The sequence below is a fragment of the Luteimonas sp. A501 genome (assembly GCF_054052085.1).
Genome location: NZ_JBSVRI010000002.1, coordinates 362,487 through 385,140 on the forward strand (window position 1 = coordinate 362,487; position 22,654 = coordinate 385,140).

Here is a 22,654-nt window from a genome sequence, read left to right on the forward strand (position 1 = left end):
AGCCGTCAGGCTCCCATTGGCACGCAGCGTGCGCATTGACCTGGGTCAGACCGGCGCACTCGCGCCGCGGGACCCCTATCATGGCGCGCTGCCGCTTTCCGGAATCCTCGAGTCCATGTCCATCCTCCCGTCTTTCCTGCGCCGTCCGAGCCTGGTCACCCAGATCGTGATCGGCCTCGTGGCCGGCGTTGTGCTCGCCCTGGTCTCGCCCCGCGCGGGCGCGACAGTGGGCCTGTTGGGGACGGTGTTCGTGTCGGCGCTGAAGGCCGTGGCGCCGGTGCTGGTCCTTGTGCTGGTGGCCGCGTCGATCGCCAACCATCGCCAGGGACAGGACACGCGCATGCGACCCATCCTCGGGCTGTACCTGGCCGGCACCGCACTGGCGGCGCTGGTGGGCGTGTTGGCCAGCTTCCTGTTCCCGACCACGCTCAGGCTCGATGTGCCTGCCGACATTGCGCTCAGCGCGCCGGGCGGCTTCGGCGAGGTGCTGCGGACGCTGGTGCTGCAGGTGTTCGACAATCCCTTCAACGCGCTGGTCGACGCCAACTACATCGGCCTGCTGGCCTGGGGCGTCGTCACCGGCACGGCGCTGCGCCACGCCGGCGAAAACACGAAGCAGGTGCTGTCCGACTTCTCGGACGCGATCACGCGCGTGGTGCGCATGGTGATCCGGCTGGCACCGCTGGGCGTGTTCGGCATCGTCGCCTCGGTCCTCGCTGAAAGCGGGTTGGTGGCGCTGCTCGATTACGCGCACCTGCTTGCAGTGCTGCTCGGGGCGATGCTGTTCATGGCACTGCTGGCCAATCCGCTGATCGTGTTCGCGGTGACGCGGCGCAACCCCTATCCTCTGGTGCTGCGCTGCTTGCGGGAGAGCGGGATCACGGCGTTCTTCACCCGCTCGTCGGCGGCCAACATCCCGATCAACCTGGAACTCTGCCGCAAGCTGGGGCTGCATCGTGAAACCTGTTCGATCGCGGTGCCGCTGGGCGCGACGGTCAACATGGCGGGCGCGGCGATCACGATTTCGGTGCTGTCGCTGGCCGCGGTGCACACGCTGGGCATCCCCGTGGACCTGCCAACGGCGCTGCTGCTGAGCATGGTCGCCGCGATCGGTGCCTGCGGCGCCTCGGGCGTGCCGGGTGGCTCACTGCTGCTGATTCCTCTGGCCTGCGGACTGTTCGGGATCAGCGCCGACATCGCGATGCAGGTGGTGGCGATCGGCTTCATCGTGGGGGTGGTCCAGGATTCGGCGGAGACGGCGCTGAACTCGTCCACCGACGTGGTGTTCATCGCTGCGGCCTGCGACGCGACTTCGGGCCGTGACGCGGTGGCCGGGGACGATGTCGACCCGGCCGCGATCATCGGTGGCGGCGTGGTTACGGGGAGCGGCCCGGACGCTTGATATGAAAGCGGCGCGCGAAAGTCGCGCGCCGCATGGTCCGACGGTCCGGGAGGCCGGATGGACCGGTCAGGACTTCTTGGCCTTCGCCACAGGTGCCGCCGGTGCCGGCGCCGCAGGCACAGCTGCCGTGGTCTTGCGGCTGGTCGTGCGCGAGGTATAGGGGCGCAGTGGTGTGTTGCCCAGCACCTCGATGCGCCCGCCGGACTTCTTGAACGAGGCAAGGTCGGCAGCGATGCGCTGGCTGGTCAGGTGCGCGGTCGTGCTGTTGGCGCGGCTGCTGGAGGTCCGGCGGAGCGGCGCGGAGGTCCTGGCGCGCGCGGGAGTGGCGGCGGTGGAAGCGGTGGCGGGGGTCTTCTGGGTGCTGCTGCGAGACATCTCGACTCCTGTCGTTTGTGGCCCGGCCAGCGCCGGCGGCGCTTGGCGGTGGACCGGCGGAGGGCGGTCGTGGGCAGTGGACGGCTTACTCCACGTGCTTGCTTGTGCACGCGCGACGGAGAAAGGACTGCCGGATCGGGACGCGACATACCATGACTGGACGCGAGTCCTTGCATCCATTATACAAATCCCACATTAACAAAGTGTTTGCAGGTACTTGACGCGCCCTTAACGCCGTGTCAGCCCTCAGCGCCGGAAATGCAGCAGGCGCCCGGTCTGGACACCGGCTGCATCGCCTTCCAGCGCCCCGCGCGATCGCGAGAGCGTGAAGCCCAGGGCGTCCAGCAGCCTGGCCAGCACTGCGCTGTTGCCGCGACCGGGGTCGGCGACCACGACCTCGGCGCGTTCGTGCGCATGCCGCTCCACGACCCCGGCGAGGAGGGCCGCGTGGTCCCGCTCGTACAGCACGTCGCTGGCGACAATCATGTCGAAGCTGCCCAGGGTCGGCAGTTCATTCTCCCAATCCAACTGCCGGTAATGCACGGCGGGCAGCTCGTTGAGCGCCGAGTTGTAGGCCAGGAAGGCTTCGGCGAGCGGGTGGATGTCGGACGCGACCACGTCGGCACCGCGGCGCTGCAGCACGAGGCTCGCGAGGCCGATGCCGCAGCCGGCCTCGAGGATGCGCTTGCCTTTGACAGGGAGCATGTCCATGGCCGTGGCCAGGAGGCGTCCCGACGGCCAGAGCTGGCCGAAATGGCTCCACTGGGCCGAGGAGATCCCCAGGCGCTCGCCGTGGCCGTCCGGGTCCGCGAACTGCTGGCGATCGCTGAGCACGCGCAGGCGATAGCGATGGGCGCCGATCGCCACCGTGAGGGTGCGGGTGGAATAGCCGGGCACGGAGGCCTCCCGGGAGGGGCGTCGCTCCTTGCGGAGTCGTGCGCGAGGGAGGGTGCGTACCGGCCGGGGCCGATGCGCGCAGGGCACGCAGCTGGCCGCGGGCCTTCCCCAGCGTAGCAGGAAGCAACCCGTCGGCTCAGTCCTGCGCGCGCAGCAGTGCCAGGAATTCGGCGGGCGGCATGGGGCGGGCGATGACGAACCCCTGGCCGATGTCGCAGCCTGCCTCGAGGAGCCATCGCCGCGTGGCTTCGTCCTCGATGCCCTCGGCGGCCACGCTGGCGCCGAGTTCGTGGCCCAGGTCGATCGTGGCGCGGACGATCGCGCGGTCGGAGCGCGACGCCCGCAGCGCATGCACGAAGGAGCGATCGATCTTGAGCTCCTCCGGCGCCAGCCGGCGCAGGTTCAGCAGCGAAGAGTGGCCGGCGCCGAAGTCGTCGACGGAGATCCCGATCCCGTGCCTGCGGAGCCGCGGAAGGGCTTCGGCGACGCGTTCGGGTTCGCGCATCACTTCAGTTTCGGTGATTTCCAGCATCAGGCAATGGCCCTGTTCGCCACTGGCTTCGATGATCGCATCGACGAGGCGCGGATCGGCGAGGTCGTTGGCCGATACGTTGATCGCGATGTGCAGCGGGTCGCCGGTGTCGGGCCAGCTGTGGCACTTGGCGACGCCGTGGCGCACCAGGTAGAGGGTCATTTCGCCAATGGCGTGCGCCCGTTCCAGGATCGGCACGAAGTCATCCGGCGCCAGCGCTCCCAGGCGCGGGTGCTGCCAGCGCACCAGCAGTTCGGCGCCAAGCACCCGGCTGCTGCGAAGATCGATCTTTGGCTGCAGGGCGAAATCGAGCTCCTGCCTGGCGATCGCATCGCGCAGTTCGGCAAGGATCAGGGCGTCGTCGGTGCCCGGCACGCCGGCGGCCCTGGGGGCGATTGCGCGCCCGGTCGTCGGTCGCCTCCTGCGGCGCCAGGCGAACAGCACGATGCCGGCAACCAGCAGCGCGGCAAGCAGGGCGAATGCCGCGCGCGCGGGCAGGGCCGCCGGGGACGCAGCCGGGGAGGGCACCGCGTGTCGACGCGGTTCCCCACCGGTGGCGGCGGGATTGCCGAGCCATTCGATGTACAGGCGGTTCTGCTCCCCGTTCCTGCGCAGGCGTACAAGCGACTCGTTGAACCTGGCCACCAGCGCCGGCTGCCCGGGCCTGATTGCGAACACATACTTGCGCTCCAGCAGCGGCGGGCTGAGCGCGACGATGTCTTGCAGGCCGGAGTGCTGGATCGCGTAATAGCCGATGCCGGTGGGCACCAGGGCGTAGTCGACCTGGCCACTCGTGACAAGCGCCAGCGTTTCGGACTCGTTGTCGATGGCGACCAGCCTGACGCCGGGGCGGGCGAGTTCGCGCATCGTCTCCCATGCCAGGCCGGCGTGCTGCACTGCCACCCGAACGTTGGCAAGCGTCTCCAGCGAGGTGACGGTCGGGGTTTCGTACTGCCCGAACAGGGCATGGTGACGGAGCAGGATCGGCTCGCTCAGTCCATACCGGCGCTCGCGCTCCGCCGACCAGAACATCGGCACGACATCGAGTTCACCGCGCGACAAGCGCTCGAGCGCAGTGTCCCATTCCCCGAGTTCGAACACCGGATCAAAGCCCAAGTCGGCGGCGATCCCGCGGGCGAGCTCGACGTCGAAGCCGTCGGCCTGACCGTTGGCGTCGATGAAGTGATAGGGCGGGTAGTCGGCGTCGCCGCCGAAACGCAGGCTGTTGCGGGAGGCGTCGTTGTTGGTGGAGGTATCGGCTGCAGCGGGAGCAGCGATGGCCAACGTGACTGCAAGCGTCGCTGCCGCCACCGCCAGCCGTACCGCGTGAACCCGTCTTCCGCCCCGGCCTTCCGTTTCCATCCTTCCCGTCCGGTGGCCACCTGCATGGACTATTAGCACGTTGCCGCGCGGTTTTGGGAGGCCGGAGACGCTTCACGCTCTCCGCATGCGGACAACAATGACCTTTTCGATCACCGCGGTGTGCGTTCCGGCGACGATGCCGGCGGTGGCGGTCGTGCCTCCCGGCGTGACGATCCCGGTCGCGGCGTTGGTGGTCGTGGGGCAGCGGCCGCTGCGGCGTCGCGGCCGCCGTGGTCAGCTTGCGTGTTCAGCCGCCGGCGTCGCCGGGGATGCTTTCGAGCATGTGCTTGACGTGCTGCGCGGGATTCATGTCCGAATGCACGGCAAGGATGCGGCCGTCGCTGCCAATCAGGTAGGAGGTGCGGCTGGACATCTCCGGCTTGCGCTCGAGCGCCGCGTGGTAATCCGCGGCGATCTTCGCGCCCTCGTCGGCGGCCACCGGGAATTTCCCGGCGCAGGTCGCCTTGTCGGCGGAAAATTCGCGCAGCTGCCCGGTGTTGCCTGCAGTCACGCCGATCACGGAAACGCCGCGCGCCTTGAAGTCATCGACGGCCTGCGAGAACAGCGAAGCCTCGATGTTGCAGCCCGGAGTGTTCGCGGCCGGGAAGAAGTACAGCACCACCGGCCCGTCGCGCAGGGCATCGGCGAGCGAGTATTCGAAGGCTTCTCCGGCAAGCCACGCTGGTGCGGTGAAGTCGGGTGCCGCGTCCCCGGGCTGGAGCGTGGCGCGCGCCTGTGGTGAACAGGCCGATGCCACGGCGAGGGCGGCGAGTACGATGCTGCGCTTGATGGGGTGCATTGAAGGCTCCTGGGTTGCGGCGATTCCAGCGGCGGGCACGCTTCAGCGTGGCACCAGCCGGGCGACCAGATCGACAAAGCCGTCGACGTAGGCCTGCAGGAAGGCACGGGTGTCGGCGCTGGCGAAGTCACCGTCAGCGCCGATGAGGTCGGGTTTGAACTGGATGTAGGCTTCGCCGCCCTGGACCACCGCACCGAGGATGCCGAGGATCTGGCGCAGGTGCTGCTGGCCCACCGCGGTGCCGATCGCCCCCGGCGTGGTGCCTGTGATCGAGGCCGGCTTGCCGCGCCAGACGTTCCTGTCCATCGGCTTGGAGCCCCAGTCGATGGCGTTCTTCAATACCGCCGGCAGCGAGCGATTGTGTTCGGGCATGACCACGGCGATGGCATCGGCGGCGGCGACTTCATCGGTGAAGCGGGCCACTTCGGCCGGGCGCGCGCCTTCCAGGTCCATGTTGTACATCGGCAGGTCGTCGATGCGTGGCCAGCTGACTTCAAAGGTATCGGGCAGCAGCCGGGCCATGGCTTCGGCAAGCTTGCGGTTGATGGAGTCGCGGCGATTGCTGCCGACGATGATGGCGAGACGGTACTTGGCCATGGCGGGTGTCCTTGGGGATGGATGGAAGCGTCTGTCGGCCAGCGTAGGGGCAGGCGCGCCGGTTGGAAGCATGGCTGGCCGCAACGATGCGTTGCGGGACGGGCGCGCGGCGTGATGGCCGTCCGCGCGGGTCCAGGGCGGTCTCAGACGTCCAGGATCTGCCCGGGCCGCTTGCGCGCCTGCAGTGCCAGGCGCCGGTCCTCGGCGCTGCGCCAGCGGCGTACGCTGCGCTGGAAGAACAGGCTGTTGGGCACGCGCAGCACGCTGCCGCGCGGCTCGCCGGCGTCGTCGGTTTCCTGCAGCGTGGTGTAGACGAGGTTGATGTCGGTGACCCGACCGCCGAGCCCCGGCTTGTCGCCACTTTCGAGGAGTTCGACGTGGTCGTGCAGCCGGAACGGGCGCGTGGCCAGGATCAGCATCGTGCAGAAGATGTTCGACAGCACGCTCCATGCGGCGAAGAAGGCCACCGCCGCCACCGCGGCAAACCCGGTGAACGCCGTCCACAGCACCGTGCCGGATACGCCAAGCCGCTGCAGCACGAGCAGCAGGGCCGCGGCCGAAATCAGGAAGGTGACCACGCGCTGCGATCCGATCACCAGCTCCTGCGGCGCGTCATAGCGCTTCCAGATCCGGTCGCCGATGCGGCGCGCGAGCAGGCGCAGCAGCCAGGCCCCGAGGATGATCAGCGCCACCTGCCCGAACGGCACGATCACGCCCAGCCATTCCTGGACCCACACAGGCAATTGCTCCCTCATCACGGCTCCCTGACGGCACCATGCCGGCGTGGTCGCGATTGTCCCAGATCGCGCGGTCGGGGCGGGCAGTACGATGGCTGCCCCGACCGGGTCGGCTGCCTGATCGCAGGCGACCCGGCGGTGTTGGGTATGCTTGCAGGGTTGGCGTCCGCACGGCGCCCATCCATCGCATCCAGTCCGGAGATTTCCAACTTGAAGATCAGCCTTCTCACCGCGGCGACCGCGCTCGCGCTGTCGCTTGCCGCCCCCGTATCCGCCCATGACGTCCGCGCCGCGGCCGACTGCATCGACATCGCCTGCGACGCCAGCCTGCTGTTCGAAGCGGACGACTCCGCCGCTGGTGCCGGCGACACCGTGGCTGCCACGCGCTACGGCACCTGGGGCATCGACACCGCGGGCATGGACCGGGACGTGCAGCCGGGCGCCGACTTCTTCCGCTACGTCAGCGGCACCTGGGCGGACAACACCGAAATCCCTTCCGACAAGTCGATGTACGGCTCGTTCCTGGTCCTGCGCGACCTGTCCGAGGCGCGCGTGCGCGGCCTGGTGGACGGCTATGCCGCGCTCGGCGACGCCGCCACCGGCGACACCGCCAAGGTCGCGACCCTCTACCGCAGTTTCATGGACGAGGCCACGATCGAAGCCCTGGGCGCCGCCCCGCTGGCACCGCACCTCGACGCTGTCCGCGCAGCGGCCGACAAGGATGCGCTGGCCGATCTGATGGGCCGCGCGGCCGGCGGTCCGGGCGCGACCCTGTTCCGCGTGGGCGTCTCCGACGACCAGCGCGATCCCGATCGCTACACCCTGTACATGAGCCAGTCCGGCCTCGGCCTTGGCGATCGCCAGATGTACCTGGACGAGAAGTTCGAGCCGCAGCGCGAGCGCTACGTCGCCTACATCGCCCAGCTGCTGGAACTGGCCGGCTGGGACCAGGCGCAGGCGAACGCGCAGCGCGTGTTCGACTTCGAGAAGGCGGTGGCCGAAGCGCACTGGACCCGCGCCGAAAGCCGCGACCGCAGCCGCACCTACAACCCGGTCGAGCGCGCCGCGTTCGCGACCACCGCACCGGGCTTCCCCTGGGAGCGTTATTTCGCCGCGTCCGGTGTCGGCGATGCGCCGCGCGCCGTGGTCCGCCAGGGCACGGCGATCCCGAAGCTGGCTGCGATCTTCGCCGGGGCCGACCTCGATACGCTGAAGGCCTGGCAGGCCTTCCACGTCACCGACCAGGCCGCGCCGCTGCTGTCGAAGGACTTCGTCGACGCGCACTTCGACTTCCGCTCGAAGTTCCTCTCCGGCCAGCCCGAGCAGCGCGAGCGCTGGAAGCGCGGCGTGGCCTACGCCGAGGGCGCGATGGGCGAGGCGATCGGTCGCGACTACGTGGCGCAGTACTTCCCGCCGGACGCCAAGGCCAAGATGGACGACTTGGTGGCCAACGTGAAGGCGGCCATGGGCGCGCGCCTGGACCAGCTGGAATGGATGGGCGAGGACACCAAGAAGGAAGCCCGCGCCAAGCTGGCCGGCTTCGGCCTGAAGATCGGCCACCCGGAGGAGTGGCGCGACTACGCGGCGCTCGAGGTCAAGGACGGCGACGTGCTCGGCAATGCCCTGCGTTCGGCGGCGTTCGAATGGGATTACGACCGTGCGCGCATCGGCAAGCAGGTCGACAAGGCCGAGTGGGGCATGACCCCGCAGACGGTCAATGCGTACTACTCGTCGGTGAAGAACGAGATCGTGTTCCCGGCCGCCATCCTGCAACCGCCGTTCTTCGATCCCGACGCCGATCCGGCGGTGAACTACGGCGGAATCGGCGGCGTGATCGGCCACGAGATCATCCACGGCTTCGACGACCAGGGCCGCAAGTCCGACGGCGCCGGCCTGCTGCGCGACTGGTGGACCGCCGACGACGCCGCCAAGTTCGAGGTCCAGGCCGCGAAGCTTGGCGCGCAGTACGAGGCCTACGAGTTCCCGCAGCTGCCGGGCATGCACATCAACGGCAAGGTGGCGATGGGCGAGAACATCGGTGACCTTGGCGGCCTGACGATCGCGCTGGAGGCCTACCGCCGTTCGCTAGACGGCACGGAGGCGCCGGTGATCGACGGCTTCAGCGGCGAACAGCGCTTCTTCATGGGCTGGTCGCAGGTCTGGCGCACGCTGTGGCGCGACGATGCACTGCGCCAGCAGCTGGTCAACGGCACGCATTCGCCGGGCCATATCCGTGCGTTCGCGCCGCTGCGCAACATCGATGCCTGGTACGAGGCATTTGGCGTGACCGATGCCGACGCGCTCTGGATCGCGCCCGAAGACCGGGTCCGCATCTGGTAAGCAGAAAAGAGGGGGCGGATTTCCGCCCCCTTTTCTTTGGTTCTTCTCCTGATTGAGGGAGAGATGTACAGCCGACCGGCGGAGTGGCTGGTTCTTCTCGAGGCTCCGGGTGATGACGTGACAGTTGGGGCCGGGAGCTGCTCCGTCCCGGTGCGCGCTGCCCGTCCCGCACACAGGGGGTGTGCTCCCCCGGCCTGTCCGCGTCCTGCTCCCAAGGCCGGCCGCCGGCCATCCATGGCCGGCTGTCCGCACACCCCCTGTGCACGGGACGGGCCCGGACGTTTTCCGGCTTCGGGACGAAGATCAAGAGCGTCGCGCTCGTCGCCGTTGCCGCTTGTCCGGTGACGATCCGAGCGGTTTCGCTGGTGACGGAGGCCTTCGCCCCCGACCGCGACGAAGGTCCCGGCCCGCCGTGCATCCACGGCGGGCAGCGCGCACCCTCCCGGAGCAATCACCCGCCCCCCTCAATCGGGAGAAGAACCTTTTCTTTGGCTCTTTGTCACGTCATCACCCCGGAGCCTCGAGAAGAACCAGCCGGGCCGGCCGTACGTCTCTCCCCCAGTCGGGAGAAGAACCTCTTTATTCGCGCGCCGATCCGTGGCGTAATCGACGCACCCCACGTCGCCCATGTATCCACGAGGTACGCAATTCCGCACGTCCACAGGAGCCAGGCACGCAATGCAGCCGCAAGTGATCAGCGAGGAGTATGGAATTCCCCCGGCGCAGGCACGGGAGATCATCGGGCGTGAAACCAGGCGTGCGCTGTTCGGGCGCTGGCAGGCCTGGGCCTGGCTCGCACTGACACTGGGAGTGGCACTGGTGTTGCACCTGGCCCAGCCGGGCAACGGGCTGTGTGCGCTGCTGATCGCCGGCGGCGCGCTGCTGGTCTGGTTCCAGGTCGGGCGCTTCCTGGCGGAGCCGGCGGTGCACGCCGCGGCGCGGAGCTGTTCCAGCACTTGATTCCGGTCAGGGCGCCCGCCGCCCGGACAGCGCAGGCTTGGGCGTTCCAGTCGAATCAGGAAGTGCAATGTCCGAGCCGTCGGTCCTCGTCATCGGTGCCGGTCCCGCCGGCCTTTGCCTGGCGCGCGCGCTGTCGCAGCGTGGCCTGCGCGTCGAGGTGTTCGAGCGCCAGTCGCGTGGATCCGTTGCCAGGCCCACGTTCGACGGCCGCGAGATCGCGCTGACCCAGGCCTCGATGCGCATCCTGCGCGAGCTTGGCGCATGGCAGCGGATCGCAGAAGACGCGGTGTCGCCGCTGGTGGGCGCGCGCGTGGCCGACGGCGATGCCGGGCACGGATTCGAGGTCGACGCCGCGCCCCTCGGGCATCCGGCCCTGGGCGCGCTGGTCGCGAACCGCGACATCCGCGCGGCCGCATGGCAGCTGGTCGAAGGCGATCCGCGCATCCGAGTTCACTTCGACGCCGTGGTTGCCTCGGTGGCGTCGGACGCGCGGCAGGCCAAGGTGGTGCTGGAGGACGGCCGCCGTTTCCAGGCCCCGCTGCTGGTGGCGGCCGACAGCCGCTTCTCATCCACCCGCCGCGCGATGGGCATCCCCGTGGCCATGCACGATTTCGGCAAGACCATGCTGGTATGCCGCGTGCGTCTGGAGAAGCCGCACGATGGCATCGCCTGGGAGTGGTTCGGCAAGGGCCAGACGCGGGCACTGCTGCCGCTGCGTGGGCAGCTGGCTTCGGCGGTGGTCACGGTCACCGGCGCCGAGGCGGAGCAGCTGGAGTCGCTGGACGCCGATGCGTTTTCGCGCGAACTGCAGTCGCGCTACCGCGACCGCTTCGGCACGATGGCGCTGGAAGGCGAAGTGCATGCGTATCCGCTGGTGGCGACCTGGGCGCACCGGTTCGTCGGCACGCGCTTCGCGCTGCTCGGCGACGCCGCGGTGGGCATGCATCCGGTCACCGCGCACGGCTTCAACCTGGGCTTGGCCAGCGTCGAGCGACTGGCTTCGGCGGTGGCCGACTCGGTCGCGGTGCACGATGACCCGGGGCACCCCGCGCTGCTGGCGCGCTACCAGCGCCGCCATCGCGCCGGCTCCCTGCCGCTGTTCCTCGGCACCGCGCTGGTGGTCCGGATGTTCACCGACGACGGCCGGCCGATGCAGCCGCTGAGGCGCGCGATCATGCAGGCCGGCAGGATGCTGCCGCCGCTCAGGCGCGCGCTGGCCGACACCCTGCTCGACGACGGACCGGTCGACCCGTCTCCGTTGCATCGGCTGCGCCGGGGTCTGGCGTTGTTGAAGCCGGCGACGGTTGGAGACGGCGTGCACGTTCGCTGACGCGCCCGGGCTTCCGGAGGGCTGCCACAGGGCTTTGGGAACCCGAGGCTGCAGCGGGCGGCCCGTTCGAGCGCCGGTCGCTACAATACGCAGCCCACGCAAGTCCTTGGAGTCGCCATGTCCGCCATTCCCGCCTGTCCGCAATGCGGGCTGGAAAACACCTATCCCGATGGAGCGCTGTACGTGTGCCCGGACTGCGGCCACGAATGGGCCGCCGGGGACGGTGAGACCGCCGACGGCAAGGCCATGGTGGTGCGCGACGTCAACGGCAATCCGCTGGAAGCGGGCGACACCGTGGTGGTGATCAAGGACCTCAAGGTCAAGGGCTCGTCGATCCCGCTCAAGCAGGGCACGATGATCCGCAACATCCGCCTGATCGAGGACGACGCGGAGAATATCGAGGGGCATTCGGACAAGATCCGCGACCTCGTGCTGAAGACCTGCTTCCTGCGCAAGGCCTGAGAGCGATGACCGCGGCGCCCGCCGCTGGAACCTTGCCGACCGGCGCCCGCCGCGTCGCTGTCGTCGGCGGCGGCCCGGCCGGGCTGTTCGCCGCCGAACTGCTGCGCGCGGCCGGCTGCGAGGTCCATGTCTTCGAGGCCAAGGGCTCGGTCGGGCGCAAGTTCCTGGTCGCGGGCAAGGGCGGCCTGAACCTCACCCACTCCGACCCGCCGGCCCTGTTCGCCAGCCGCTATCGCGAACGCAACGCCGAGGTCGGTCGCTGGCTGTCCGCGTTCGATGCCGATGCGCTGCGCGCATGGGCGCGCGGGCTTGGCATCGAGACCTTCGTCGGCAGCTCCGGACGGGTCTTTCCCGTGGACCTCAAGGCCGCCCCGCTGCTGCGCGGCTGGGTCCGCAGGCTGCGCGCGCAGGGCGTGGACATCCACGTCCACCATCGCTGGCTGGGATGGAACGACAGTGGTGCATTGCGGTTTGCGACGCCGGATGGCGAAACCGGATTCGAAGCCGACGCCACCTTGCTCGCGCTGGGCGGAGGCAGCTGGCCGCAGCTGGGTTCGGATGGCGCATGGCAGGACCTCCTGCGCGATGCCGGCATTGAGGTCGCGCCGCTGCAATCATCCAATTGCGGCTTCGACATCGCCTGGTCCACGCATTTCGCAGGGCGCCATGCGGGTGCCCCGCTGAAGCCGGTCGTTGCGCATTGGCGCGGTGCGGACGGCCGCGCGCATGCACTGCAGGGCGAGTGCGTGGTTTCGGAACACGGGATCGAAGGCAGCCTGGTCTATGCGATCTCCGCCGACCTGCGCGAACTCGTCGCCCGCGACGGGCATGCGGTCCTCGAGCTCGACCTGGCGCCCGGACGCGAGCTTGCGCGGCTGCAGGCCGAGCTGTCGCGGCCGCGTGGCAAGCGCAGCCTGTCTGAGCACCTGCGGCGTGCAGCGGGGCTCGACGGCGCCAAGGCCGGCCTGCTGCGCGAAGTCCTCGATGCCGACGCCTTGCATGACCCGGCAGCCGTGGCAGTCGCCACCAAGCGCCTGGCTCTGCGGCTGGTCGCGACGCGCCCCCTGGCGGAGGCGATCAGCAGCGCCGGTGGCGTCCGCCTCGAGGCTCTGGACGACGGGCTGATGCTTCGGGCGCGGCCGGGCGTCTTCGCTGCGGGGGAGATGCTCGACTGGGAAGCGCCGACTGGCGGGTACCTGCTGACCGCCTGCTTCGCCAGTGGATGCGTGGCCGCCGAAGGCGCGCTGCGCTGGCTGGATAGCGTCCCGTCAGCCGGCATGCGGCATGCTGTCGCCCTCACTTCCCCGGAGCACGGATAACGATGGATTCCAGACTGATCTCGATGCTGCTCGTGCTGGCCCTGCCGTTGGCGGCCTGCGAGCAAAGCGCGCCGTCGCCGGACGCGGCCGATGACGGCACGAACGCCGCGGCTGCGGAGCAGGCCCCGCCGGCCGGCGAGGCCAGCCTCCCGGCCGAGTTCGTGGTCCTGACCAACGAGCCTTTCTGGCAGGCGAGCGTGGAAGCGGGCGCGGTGGTGCTCAGCGGACCCGACCTCGAAGGCCGGCGGTTTGGCATCGATACTGAAAACGAGGTCGAAGGCGCCAGGCTGGTGCACGCCAGCGACGATGCCGGGACGATCTCGGTGACGCTGACGCCGGGACCGTGCGAGGACACCATGTCGGGTGCCGTATTCCCCCAGGTGGCCGAGCTGGTCATCGACGGGATCGGGCCGGTGTCCGGCTGTGCGCGCCCCGCTGGCACGCCGCCGCCCGCACCGTCGGGCCTCTGACCGGCCACGGGGCCCGTGGCGAGGGTCAGGCGCGCGAGGAGTGAAGCGCCGGGCCGGGCTCCACGAGCAGCGTGTCGCCCCAGCCGGTGGGCATGGTGATGGTGACGGCCCGGCCGGACAGGGTGGCATCACCGAGTGCGACGGCGTGCGCCGCCATGGTGGCCTTGAAGCGGCTGTGGAAGACCTCGTCGAAGCTCGCGCCCGAGACCCGGAACCCCGCCGCGACCTGTTTGATCTCGACCATTGGCGCGCCTTGGTGGTGTAGGTGTGCCCCGGCCCAGCTTCACGACTTGCTCAAGGTCGCGGCCAGTTCCGTTGCTGAGCGGCATCCGTGACCGGTGCAGGGCCGTGCTGCCGGGGCCCCGATATCATGCGCTGGGATGGCTTGGCTGCCTGTCAGTGACTTGGCGGTTCGAGGGTAGGGAAAATCCGAAACGCCGGCTGGCCGGAGCCCGGGCGGACAGCAGCAAGGCCTTTCAGGGCGCCGTGTGCGCCGGCGAGGCTTCGGGTTCCACCGGAAGCAGGTCTTCGCTGGCGTGAGCCTGCTGCTCGGCGGCAATGTGCTCGTCAAGGTCGCGGTTGACCGAGGTGTCGGCCGTTGCCTCCTCGGCGGGTGGCGCCTGCACGGCAAGCTCGGCCGCCCTGGCCGGGGGACCTTCTTCCGGGAGCGTGGCGGCATATTGGATCACGCGCGGTGTGTTCACTCCGGCCTCGGCCAGGCGCGTACGCACCGAATGGATAGCCTCGCTGCGCACCTTGCCAAGGTCACTGCTGCGCTGGTCGACCCAGGCGAAGAAGCGCAGCGTGATCCCCGACGCGTCATAGGCGTCCACCGTCCAGGAGGGCCCGGGATCCGCCAGCACGCCATCGACCCCGCGAATCGCCGCCAGGGCGACGTCCTGCACGCAGCGGATCGATTCCGCCACGTCGACCGGGATCGTGAATTCCAGCCGCCGCCGCGCGTTGCTGGAGAAGTTCAGCACCACCGACTTGAACACCAGCGCGTTGGGCAGGGTGAGGCGGTTGCCATCAAAGGTCACGAGTACGGTGGCGCGCGGCGTCAGCGCCGCGACCTTGCCTTCATGGCTGCCGTCGATGCGCAGGGAGTCGCCCGGCGCGAACGGGCGGCGGATGCTCAGCAGCACGCCGGCCACGTAGTTTTCGGCGATGTCCTTGAACGCGAAGCCAAGCGCGAGCCCGATCACGCCTGCCGAACCCATGACCGCGCCCACCAGGGCGGTCGCCCCCAGCAGGTCGAGTGCCACCAGGACCCCGCCCAGGAGCACCAGCCACTGCACCAGCTGCTGCACCAGGCTTGCGAAATAAGGGTTCTCGGACTGCCAGTTGCGCCGCTGGATGCGTTGTCCGAAGCGCCGCCCCAGCCATTTCCCCAGCCACCACGCCAGGGCGACCACCAGCATCGCCACGATGAGCAGCGGCAGGGCGGCCACCAGGCGCACGATCTTGTCCAGCGCGAGCGTGGACGCGGTGCCGATGCGGTCGGAGATGCGGGTGCTCACCATCACGCGGTTGTCGACCCGGGTGATCCCGGGCTGCTGTTCGGCCACCTGGACGGCGCGCTCGCGGTCCTCGGGTGCGAGGACCACGCCCTGCAGTTCGGCCACGCCGTCACGCACGGTCACGGTGACGTCGGCCAGCCCATCGGTCTCCTGCAGGCGCTCGGCAACGCGCCGACTGTCGGCAAGGTCGCGTCCGGCGTCCGCGGTGTCCACGCCTTCGGCGGTAACGGGCGAGGTGACGCTCTCAGCGGCCGTGGGTGCCGCGGCCGGAGCGCTTGCCTGAGCGTGGGCCGGAGCGCCAGCGACGGCTGCCAGTGACAGCAACAGCGACAACAGGGCGGCGAGTGGAGCAATCGTGTTCACGCGCATGCCGCAATGGTCGCACGGCGCGGTGAAACCCGCGCAACGCCGCGAATCGGCGTGCAAGTCCGATGGTGTGGCGTATGGGCCGGCGGCAGGGCTTGCAAGGCAGGGGGCGGACCCCGATAACAGGCGGTATCCAGCATCCGCGGAGAAACAGCATGGCCACCGGCTGGGCCGGCGACGGCGCCGTACAGGACCAGATCGACGCAACCGTGAAGGACGCGATCGAGCGTGCACGCAGCCGGCTGGGCACCGGACCGGGGCGCGAGGACTGCGAAGAATGTGGCGAGCCGATTCCGGAAGCGCGACGCAAGGTCGTGCCCGGCGTCCGCCTTTGCATGCCGTGCCAGGCCGCGCAGGACGAGGAAGCGGGCCTCGCCGGCTATAACCGGCGAGGCAGCAAGGACAGCCAGCTGCGCTGAAACAGGCGGATCAGAGGTGCTGGAAAGCGAGGATTGCGGACAGCACAGCGGCCAGGATCAGGTACTCGCCCTTGTCGTTCCGCTGCCCGTACTGGCTGCGTCCGTAGTAGCCGTCTTCATATCCGCGCTGGAACCCTTGGCGGAAATAGTGGATGTACTCCGAGCGGTCGACGTACCAGCCGTTGTAGCCGTAGCTGGCGTCCTCCCAGGCGTGGCTGTTGCGGTAGTCGGGCTGCCAGCCATCGTCGTAGTCGGCGCGGCCGGCCTCGCGGCCTTCCCTGTAGCCGAGGTCGACGGCCTGCTGCAGCAGGTCGGCGCCGTACTGGTTCACGCTGTAGTAGTGGCCTGCGCGCTGGTAGCGATAGCTGGCGGGCGCGCTGTACCAGGCGGCGTTGTAGCTGCTCCAGCGCGGGTCGCGCGCGTGGACACGGGAGTAGTAGTTGCGCAGGTAGCGCTGCTGGTGGACGCGGCGTTGCTGGGCAAGGCGCTGCTCGTGGCGACGCTGGGCATCACGCAGCTCGCGTCGATGACGCTGGTGCTGGGCTTCGCGCTGGCGCTGCTGGGCGACGCGCCGTTCGCGTTCGCGCTGGTCGACGCCCCGGCCCTGGCGCCGGTCGGCCTGGCGACGCTGGTCGGCATTGCGACGCTGGTCGGCACTGCGACGCTGGTCGGCATTGCGACGCTGGTCCGGGGCGCGGGGCTGGTCCGCAATGTGGCGCTGTCCGGCATCCCGACGCTGTTCCGCAATGCGCTGGCGCTGCTCCGCAATGCGGCTCCGTCCGGCATTGTCGCGTTGATCCGTGGCGCGGCCCTGCGCTGCTTCGCGGCGCCCCGCGGCTTCCCGTTGCGGCACCTGGCGTTGCTGTGCCTGGCGCTGTGCGGCCTGGCGCTGCTGCGGGTGTTCGCGCGCAGCCGACGGCCTCTGCTGCCCGGCATCGCGCTGCCGCGCCGGCGTATCACGGCGCTGCCGGGATGCCTGTTCTGGGCCACCCTGGCCCTTGCCGGCGCGATCGCCGCCACGCGCGGCCTGGTTGCGCTGGCGCTGTTCGTCCGGGCGCTTGCGCGCCTCGCGAGCCGCCTCCTGCCTTCGGGGGCGGTTGTCATCGTTCTGATGCGTGCGCGCCTCGCGCGGACGCTCCAGCGCGTCGGCCGTTGCCGGAAGCGCGATCCCGATCGACAGCATGATCGCGAGGAACATGGGGACTGGATGCAAGGTCATTGTGGTGCTCCCTGGAGTCGTTCGCCTCCACTTCACGGTGCGCACGCTTAACGCGCTCTGAGAATGACGCTTCCGGGCGACAGCTGTTCAGGCGGCGTACGCTGTAAACGGTTTCAACCGCGCCGGCGCAACCGCTACGGTGCGCAACGCCCATGAATGTACAAGGTGGAGGTGCGGGTGGAAGGCGACAGGGGCTGGTTCGGAAGGCTGGCGGAGGCGTTCGCCCGGCTGCGCGGGGCAGGGCCGCTCGACCCCACCGGGCTGCGGCTTCCGCCGGCACGGCTGCACCAGTACAAGGGCTATGTCTCGCTGCACTTCCGGCGCGGCCAGACGCAGAGCCGGATGCGCGGCGACACGCCCGATCGGCTGCTGATCGACTACACCAGGACCATGCTGGCAGCGCTGTTGTGGCAGCCGCGGCCGCGACGCATCGGGATCGTCGGCCTGGGTGGTGGCTCGCAGGTGAAATTCCTGCACCGCCAATTGCCCGGAGCGCGGCTGGAGGTGGTGGAGAACCATCCGGGCGTGATCGCGCTGCGTCGCAGCTTCGGGATTCCCGATGACGATGCGCGGCTGGAAGTTGCGTTCGACGACGGCGCCCGCTTCATCGCCGCACGGCCCGGACGCTACGACCTGCTCCTGGTCGACGGCTACGACGCCGCCGGCATTCCCGAAGCCCTGTCGACGCCGGCTTTCCTCCGCGCCTGCCGCGATGCCTTGGCCGCGGGCGGCGTGATGGCCGCGAACCTGCACGGCGACGGCTGCGCGCCGTACATCATGCAGCTCCGGGAGGCGTTCGGCGGCGACCGGGTGCGGGTGGTGCAGGAGGCGGAGATGAGCAACCGCGTGGTGTTCGCGTGGACCGGCGACGAACCGTGCGGCGACAGCGCCACCCTGGATGCCGCGCGCGCGGTGCTCGGCGACGAGGCCTGGCAGGAGCTTGCCCCGGCCTTCGAGCAGGTGGCGCGGGAACTGCGGCTGGGGTCGGAGATGGCATGCGCCAGGTGATCCCGCTGCCGCCGGCGATGCTCGAGCGGCTGCATGCCGCCTATGCGACTCCGCCGCGCGCCTACCACCACTTCGGCCACGTCGAGGCGGTGCTTGGCCATTTCGACGAGGTCGCCGCGGGACCGGGCTGGGCGCGCCCGCACGAAACCTGGCTCGCCATGCTCTACCACGACGCCATCTACGACGCCGGGCGCAGGGACAACGAGGCCCGTTCGGCACGCTTGGCCGCGCAGGAGATCGCACGCTGGCTGCCCGATGCCGGGATCGACGTGGGCCACGTCGTCGATCTGATTGAATTGACCGCCCGCCACGGGAGCCTGCGTCCGGAAGCGCTTGGCGAAGGCCCGGATGGCGACGACCGCCGCCACTTCCTGGATTGCGACATGGCCATCCTTGGTGCCGACGCCGCTGCCTTTGACGCCTATGACCGGGCTATCGCCGAGGAATACAGCGACGCCGTGCCGGGCGTGCTGTATCGCATCAATCGACGGCGCTTCCTGCGTGGCCTGGTGCGCTGCGATCGCATCTACCTCAGCGCGTTCTTCCACGAGCGCCTTGATGCCGCGGCACGCGCGAACCTGCGCCGCCGCCTGGGCGTGGCTGGCTGAGCCGCGGCAGCCGGCCGGCGTGGCCGTCTGCGCCGGGGCCATCGTTTTCGTACCACGGTCAAGGGCGGCGGGTATCCTTCGACACTATGGCCAAGCTGCTGCTCAACATGAGGATGGTCCCGGAGGACGAGGCGGACGAGGTCCGCGAGTTCCTGGGCGCCAACGACATCGGGTTCCATGAGACCCGGCCCAGCCGCTGGGGCATTTCATACGGCGGCATCTGGGTCAGCGACGATGCGGACTATCCGCGCGCGCGCCGGCTGATGGACGAATACCAGGCCGCGCGCCAGGCCCGCGCCCGCGCCGAGCGGGCCGACGCATTGCGCACGGGCAGCGGCGAGACCTTTGCCGACGTGCTGCGCAACGAACCGGGTCGCGTGGCGCGCGCGGCCGCGGGCATCGTGCTGTTGCTTGCACTGGCGGCGCTGCCCGTGGTGCTGCTGTGGCAAGCCTGGACGTGAATCCGGAACGCCCCGCGAAGGCACGCTGGCCGGATCGTTCGGCGCATCGCAGGAAGCGCCAGGGCCGCCTCGTCTTCCGGATCGCGGTGGTGCTGGTGCTGGTGCTGCCGTGGTTCGGATACCGGCAGGTCCGCGACTGGCTGGGTCCGGAGGCAGGACCGTCCGCAGGGCTTTCGCAGGCGACCGACGCACCGACGGTGCCGACAGCGGCACCTGTCCCTGCCGCCGCCACCTTGCCGCAGGAGCGCCCGCGATCGCTGGTGGCGGCTCCGCCGGCCGCCGCTGACCGCCATGCGGAAGCGGCCGCGGCCGATGAAGTCGAAGCCATCGGCCGCGACGCACGCGCCGGCGACGGCGAGCGTGCGGCTGCGCGGCTCGCGGATCTCGGTGCCCAGGTGCATCGCGAAATCCTGCTGGCCGACCGCGGCAGCGCCGTGCGCCGCGAGGCTGCGCGCCGCGATGTCGCGGCGATGCCAGGCGTGAGTGGTGCGGGCTGGGTCGATCGCATGACCATGCTGCTGGTGGTGTCCGGGCGCGGGGCGGGGCATTCCACGGTGGCATCGGCCTGTCGGCAACTGGCCAAGCACGGCGACGTGTCCGGGCTCGCCGTGAGGGTGCAGGAAGTTGCCGGCGGCAGCGTTGCAGCCGGTTCGATCCAGGTTGAATGCAGGCAGGACATGGCCACGGCCGAAGCCGGGCCGCAGCGTTGGTTTTCAGGCACATCGATGCAGCCACTCTCTCCTGCCGACGCCTATGGCGCGCAGGAAGCGGAGGATCCCGATGCTGTCGCCGAGCGCCGTCGCCGCGAAGAGGAGAGCCTGCGCATCCTCAGCGACAGCACGCCCGAGCTTCCGTCTCCACCGCCCGACCTCGGGTCAGCCCCTGACGCGCACTGAACGCCGGGCGATTATCATTGGCTCCTGTGCTTCTGAACGCCGGATCCCCGATTGAACCTTCGCACCTGCCGCTCCGCCATCGCCTGGACCCTGTTCGCCTGCTCCGCGGGCTTCGCGGCGGTCGGCTGCGCGCGAGACGACGGTGCTGCCGCGGCAACGGGCGACGCCCAGCCACCGGCCACCAGCGCGCCGCCGCCGGCGCCCCGCGCATCGCTGGAGCCGGATACCGCCAACGCGCCCATCGAACGCGCCGCACCTCCCACCCTGCAGCCGGTGGCGATCGGTCGTTTCGTCGCGGCCGACCGCGTGGGCGCCGCCATGACCGGTACGCTCGAGATCGAGGACTCCCGGATCAGTGGCGCCGACGGCGTCGTCTTCGTCACCGAACGCGTTGCCATCGTCCACGGTGGCGACGAGTTCAGCGCCGGCCAGCGCTACGCGGACGTGATGATGATCGACGCCCGGCATCCAGTGGAGCTCCGTCGGGTGCTCGACGAAACCCGCGCCGATGATGGCCAGGCGTTCTGCGGCAGCATGAAGACCGGCTTCCTGGCGCTGGCCAGCTACGTCGAGCAGGACCTGCGGGTGGTCAAGCTGATCGCCCTGCAGGGGGACGGCATTCCGGCCGCTGCGGCCCAGGACACGCAACTGTGCGCTGCGGCCAGCTACGAGGCCGAGGCCTGAGCCTGGAAACCCGCGGGCGGCCAAGCCTGGTCAGGCCACGCCACCGGCTGCGCGGCCCGATGCCCAGGCCCACTGGAAGTTGTAGCCGCCCAGCCAGCCGGTGACATCCACGACTTCGCCGATGAAGAACAGCCCCGGCACCTGGCGCGACATCATCGTCGACGACGACAGGCCGTCGGTGTCGACGCCGCCCAGGGTGACTTCGGCGGTGCGATAGCCCTCGGTGCCGCTGGCCACCACCGGCCACGCCGACAGCGCGGCCGCGGCGCGCGCCAGCGCCGGCTCATCGAACTGCCGGAGCGGCCGGTCGCCCAGCCAGTGTTCGCACAGGCGCTGGGCGAAGCGGCGCGGCATGCGCTCGGCCAGCACGTTGCGCAGCTCGGTGGCGGGGTGCGCCGCGCGCTGTTCGCGCAGGAACGCCAGTGCGTCGGTGCCGGGAAGCAGGTCGATCGACAGCGGTTCGCCGGCATCCCAGTAGGACGAGACCTGCAGGATCGCGGGACCGCTGAGGCCGCGATGGGTGACCAGCATGGCGTTGCGGAACGATTGCCCACGGCTTGAGGCCTCCACCTCCAGCGCCACGCCGCTCAGGCCCTGCAGGCGCTCGGAATGGCTGCCGGTGAGCACCAGCGGCGCCAGCCCGGCGCGCGTGGGAAGCACCGCGTGCCCGAACTGCCGCGCCAGCGCATAGCCCAGGCCGCTGCCGCCGAGGCTGGGGATCGAGAGGCCGCCGCTGGCGACCACGAGCGATCCGGCGGCGACCTGTCCGCGCGCGGTGTCCACCAGGAACCCCGTGTCCGAGCGGGTGACGCTCTGGACATCGCAGCCGATGTCGACGTCGACGCCGGCATCGGCGCACTCGTCCAGCAGCATGCGCACGATGAGCTTGGCCGAGTCGTCGCAGAACAGCTGGCCGAGTTCCTTTTCATGCCAGGCGATGCCATGGCGGTCGACCAGTTCGATGAAGTCGGCGGGCGTGTAGCGCGCCAGCGCCGACTTGCAGAAGTGCGGGTTGGCCGAGATGAAGTTCGCGGGCCCGGTGCCGGTATTGGTGAAGTTGCAGCGGCCGCCGCCCGACATCAGGATCTTCTTGCCGGGCTTGTTGGCGCGCTCGACCACGCGCACGCGCCGGCCACGCTGGCCCGCGGTCATCGCACACATCAGCCCGGCGGCGCCGGCCCCGATGACCAGCACGTCACAGGAAATCGTCATCGCGACAGGATAGCCCGGGGGCTTTGCGTGGCGAGGCATGGCACCGGCATGAAGGCGTGAAAGCGGCGTCCGGGAGAGTCCGTGCCCCGAGAGATGGCTCCGCAAAGGCTCGCGCGGTGCAAGGCGGTTTCACCCGGATGGCCCGCGCCGCGGGAGGCGGCTGGCGGGGGAAGTGCTGTGCCCCGAAGCCAACAGACTCCAACCCGCCGAAGCGACACGCTCCCCCACGAAGCCCCGACATCGCGCGTGCGTTCGTGCGGGAGCGCACCGCCCACGTAGAATGTGCGGATGCGTGACCAGACCCTCAATCCTTGCCATCTTCCGTCCAACGCCGCGGCGCGTGCCCGGGTGCGACCGTGACCTGGCTCGGCCTGGTCGCGATCGTCATCGGCCTGTACCTCGCGTTCAAGGTCGCAGGCGTGGTGCTGAAGATCGCCCTGTGGCTGCTGATCGTGGTGGCTGCCTACTGGTGGCTGGCGCCGATGCTGGGCTGGCCACCGCTGGAGGAAGTGATCCACGTCCTCGGCCCCTGAGGGGTCCCAGCTGTCGACGGCAGAAGCGTCCACCGTTGCGACCAAGCTGTGCTTTCGTGGGAGCGGCCATGGCCGCGATCGCCGCTATGGCGGCTCCCACAGCGGCAAATGCAGCGGGCGGCACAGGCAGCGGCGAGGACAGCGAC

25 protein-coding genes are annotated in these 22,654 nt (G+C 69.8%); 15 read left to right on the plus strand and 10 right to left on the minus strand.

The features are described 5' to 3' along the window. Positions 1-115 precede the first annotated feature (115 nt). Positions 116-1,402 (plus strand): serine/threonine transporter SstT, encoded by a 1,287-nt coding sequence (gene sstT, locus ACW7G5_RS08205; protein WP_457003477.1) that lies wholly within the window; start codon positions 116-118, stop codon positions 1,400-1,402. 66 nt (positions 1,403-1,468) lie between these two features. On the opposite strand, the gene ACW7G5_RS08210 is transcribed toward sstT, so the two are convergent. From ACW7G5_RS08210 to ACW7G5_RS08235, 6 genes are all read right to left on the minus strand, one after another. Continuing rightward, a complete protein-coding gene (locus tag ACW7G5_RS08210; RefSeq protein ID WP_457003478.1) occupies positions 1,469-1,777 on the minus strand; it encodes a hypothetical protein in 309 nt (102 codons plus the stop codon). Positions 1,778-2,023: 246 nt separating this feature from the next. After that, a complete protein-coding gene (locus ACW7G5_RS08215) occupies positions 2,024-2,674 on the minus strand; it encodes a class I SAM-dependent methyltransferase (RefSeq protein ID WP_457003480.1) in 651 nt (216 codons plus the stop codon). Positions 2,675-2,810: 136 nt separating this feature from the next. Then, entirely contained in the window at positions 2,811-4,490 is a 1,680-nt protein-coding gene (locus tag ACW7G5_RS08220; RefSeq protein WP_457003482.1) for an EAL domain-containing protein, read from the minus strand. Positions 4,491-4,815: 325 nt separating this feature from the next. Beyond that, positions 4,816-5,367, minus strand: a complete 552-nt coding sequence (locus tag ACW7G5_RS08225; RefSeq protein WP_457003484.1) for a peroxiredoxin — start codon at positions 5,365-5,367, stop codon at positions 4,816-4,818. Between the two features lie 42 nt (positions 5,368-5,409). Next, positions 5,410-5,964, minus strand: coding sequence for an NADPH-dependent FMN reductase (locus ACW7G5_RS08230; RefSeq protein ID WP_457003486.1), 555 nt, complete (start codon positions 5,962-5,964; stop codon positions 5,410-5,412). Between the two features lie 143 nt (positions 5,965-6,107). Next, complete coding sequence (locus ACW7G5_RS08235; RefSeq protein WP_457003488.1) at positions 6,108-6,719, minus strand: mechanosensitive ion channel domain-containing protein; 612 nt, start codon at positions 6,717-6,719, stop codon at positions 6,108-6,110. A 192-nt stretch (positions 6,720-6,911) separates the two neighbouring features. Here ACW7G5_RS08235 and ACW7G5_RS08240 point away from each other — a divergent pair, with 192 nt between their 5' ends. The 6 genes from ACW7G5_RS08240 to ACW7G5_RS08265 all read left to right on the plus strand — a co-directional run bounded on the left by ACW7G5_RS08240 (position 6,912) and on the right by ACW7G5_RS08265 (position 13,582). Then, positions 6,912-9,041, plus strand: coding sequence for a M13 family metallopeptidase (locus ACW7G5_RS08240; RefSeq protein ID WP_457003490.1), 2,130 nt, complete (start codon positions 6,912-6,914; stop codon positions 9,039-9,041). 678 nt (positions 9,042-9,719) lie between these two features. After that, complete coding sequence (locus tag ACW7G5_RS08245; RefSeq protein WP_457003492.1) at positions 9,720-10,001, plus strand: hypothetical protein; 282 nt, start codon at positions 9,720-9,722, stop codon at positions 9,999-10,001. A gap of 67 nt (positions 10,002-10,068) precedes the next feature. After that, positions 10,069-11,331, plus strand: a complete 1,263-nt coding sequence (gene ubiM / locus ACW7G5_RS08250) for a 5-demethoxyubiquinol-8 5-hydroxylase UbiM (protein WP_457003493.1) — start codon at positions 10,069-10,071, stop codon at positions 11,329-11,331. A 117-nt stretch (positions 11,332-11,448) separates the two neighbouring features. Continuing rightward, positions 11,449-11,793: a zinc ribbon domain-containing protein YjdM gene (locus ACW7G5_RS08255; RefSeq protein ID WP_457003495.1), complete on the plus strand. Its 345-nt coding sequence runs from the start codon at positions 11,449-11,451 to the stop codon at positions 11,791-11,793. A 5-nt stretch (positions 11,794-11,798) separates the two neighbouring features. Further along, a complete protein-coding gene (locus ACW7G5_RS08260; protein WP_457003497.1) occupies positions 11,799-13,112 on the plus strand; it encodes a TIGR03862 family flavoprotein in 1,314 nt (437 codons plus the stop codon). A 2-nt stretch (positions 13,113-13,114) separates the two neighbouring features. Beyond that, entirely contained in the window at positions 13,115-13,582 is a 468-nt protein-coding gene (locus tag ACW7G5_RS08265) for a hypothetical protein (RefSeq protein ID WP_457003499.1), read from the plus strand. A gap of 25 nt (positions 13,583-13,607) precedes the next feature. On the opposite strand, the gene ACW7G5_RS08270 is transcribed toward ACW7G5_RS08265, so the two are convergent. Further along, complete coding sequence (locus ACW7G5_RS08270; protein WP_457003501.1) at positions 13,608-13,826, minus strand: hypothetical protein; 219 nt, start codon at positions 13,824-13,826, stop codon at positions 13,608-13,610. A gap of 232 nt (positions 13,827-14,058) precedes the next feature. Continuing rightward, positions 14,059-15,471, minus strand: a complete 1,413-nt coding sequence (locus tag ACW7G5_RS08275) for a mechanosensitive ion channel domain-containing protein (protein WP_457003503.1) — start codon at positions 15,469-15,471, stop codon at positions 14,059-14,061. Positions 15,472-15,623: 152 nt separating this feature from the next. Here ACW7G5_RS08275 and ACW7G5_RS08280 point away from each other — a divergent pair, with 152 nt between their 5' ends. After that, positions 15,624-15,887 carry a DksA/TraR family C4-type zinc finger protein gene (locus ACW7G5_RS08280; protein ID WP_457003504.1) on the plus strand — a complete coding sequence of 88 codons (264 nt, stop codon included), beginning with the start codon at positions 15,624-15,626 and terminating at the stop codon, positions 15,885-15,887. A gap of 10 nt (positions 15,888-15,897) precedes the next feature. Here ACW7G5_RS08280 and ACW7G5_RS08285 read toward each other — a convergent pair whose 3' ends face one another. Further along, positions 15,898-16,218 (minus strand): hypothetical protein, encoded by a 321-nt coding sequence (locus ACW7G5_RS08285; RefSeq protein ID WP_457003505.1) that lies wholly within the window; start codon positions 16,216-16,218, stop codon positions 15,898-15,900. A 129-nt stretch (positions 16,219-16,347) separates the two neighbouring features. Between ACW7G5_RS08285 and ACW7G5_RS08290 the strand changes: the two genes are divergently transcribed. The 6 genes from ACW7G5_RS08290 (at position 16,348) to ACW7G5_RS08315 (ending at position 20,763) form a co-directional block, all read left to right on the plus strand. Continuing rightward, positions 16,348-17,157 (plus strand): hypothetical protein, encoded by an 810-nt coding sequence (locus ACW7G5_RS08290; protein ID WP_457003507.1) that lies wholly within the window; start codon positions 16,348-16,350, stop codon positions 17,155-17,157. A 105-nt stretch (positions 17,158-17,262) separates the two neighbouring features. Next, a complete protein-coding gene (locus tag ACW7G5_RS08295) occupies positions 17,263-18,114 on the plus strand; it encodes a spermine/spermidine synthase domain-containing protein (protein WP_457003509.1) in 852 nt (283 codons plus the stop codon). Continuing rightward, positions 18,102-18,722, plus strand: coding sequence for an HD domain-containing protein (locus tag ACW7G5_RS08300; protein WP_457003510.1), 621 nt, complete (start codon positions 18,102-18,104; stop codon positions 18,720-18,722). The genes ACW7G5_RS08295 and ACW7G5_RS08300 overlap by 13 nt, the downstream gene beginning before the upstream one ends. An 86-nt stretch (positions 18,723-18,808) precedes the next feature. Next, a complete protein-coding gene (locus tag ACW7G5_RS08305) occupies positions 18,809-19,183 on the plus strand; it encodes a DUF6164 family protein (RefSeq protein ID WP_457003512.1) in 375 nt (124 codons plus the stop codon). Further along, complete coding sequence (locus ACW7G5_RS08310; protein ID WP_457003514.1) at positions 19,180-20,079, plus strand: hypothetical protein; 900 nt, start codon at positions 19,180-19,182, stop codon at positions 20,077-20,079. Before ACW7G5_RS08305 ends, ACW7G5_RS08310 begins: the two co-directional genes overlap by 4 nt. Positions 20,080-20,130: 51 nt before the next feature. Next, on the plus strand, positions 20,131-20,763 hold the full coding sequence (locus ACW7G5_RS08315) for a hypothetical protein (RefSeq protein ID WP_457003515.1): 633 nt from the start codon (positions 20,131-20,133) through the stop codon (positions 20,761-20,763). 30 nt (positions 20,764-20,793) lie between these two features. Here the strand turns inward: ACW7G5_RS08315 and ACW7G5_RS08320 are convergent, their stop codons facing one another. Further along, complete coding sequence (locus tag ACW7G5_RS08320; protein ID WP_457003517.1) at positions 20,794-21,975, minus strand: NAD(P)/FAD-dependent oxidoreductase; 1,182 nt, start codon at positions 21,973-21,975, stop codon at positions 20,794-20,796. A 356-nt stretch (positions 21,976-22,331) separates the two neighbouring features. Here ACW7G5_RS08320 and ACW7G5_RS08325 point away from each other — a divergent pair, with 356 nt between their 5' ends. Then, positions 22,332-22,508, plus strand: coding sequence for a hypothetical protein (locus tag ACW7G5_RS08325; protein WP_343275823.1), 177 nt, complete (start codon positions 22,332-22,334; stop codon positions 22,506-22,508). Positions 22,509-22,654 lie beyond the last annotated feature (146 nt).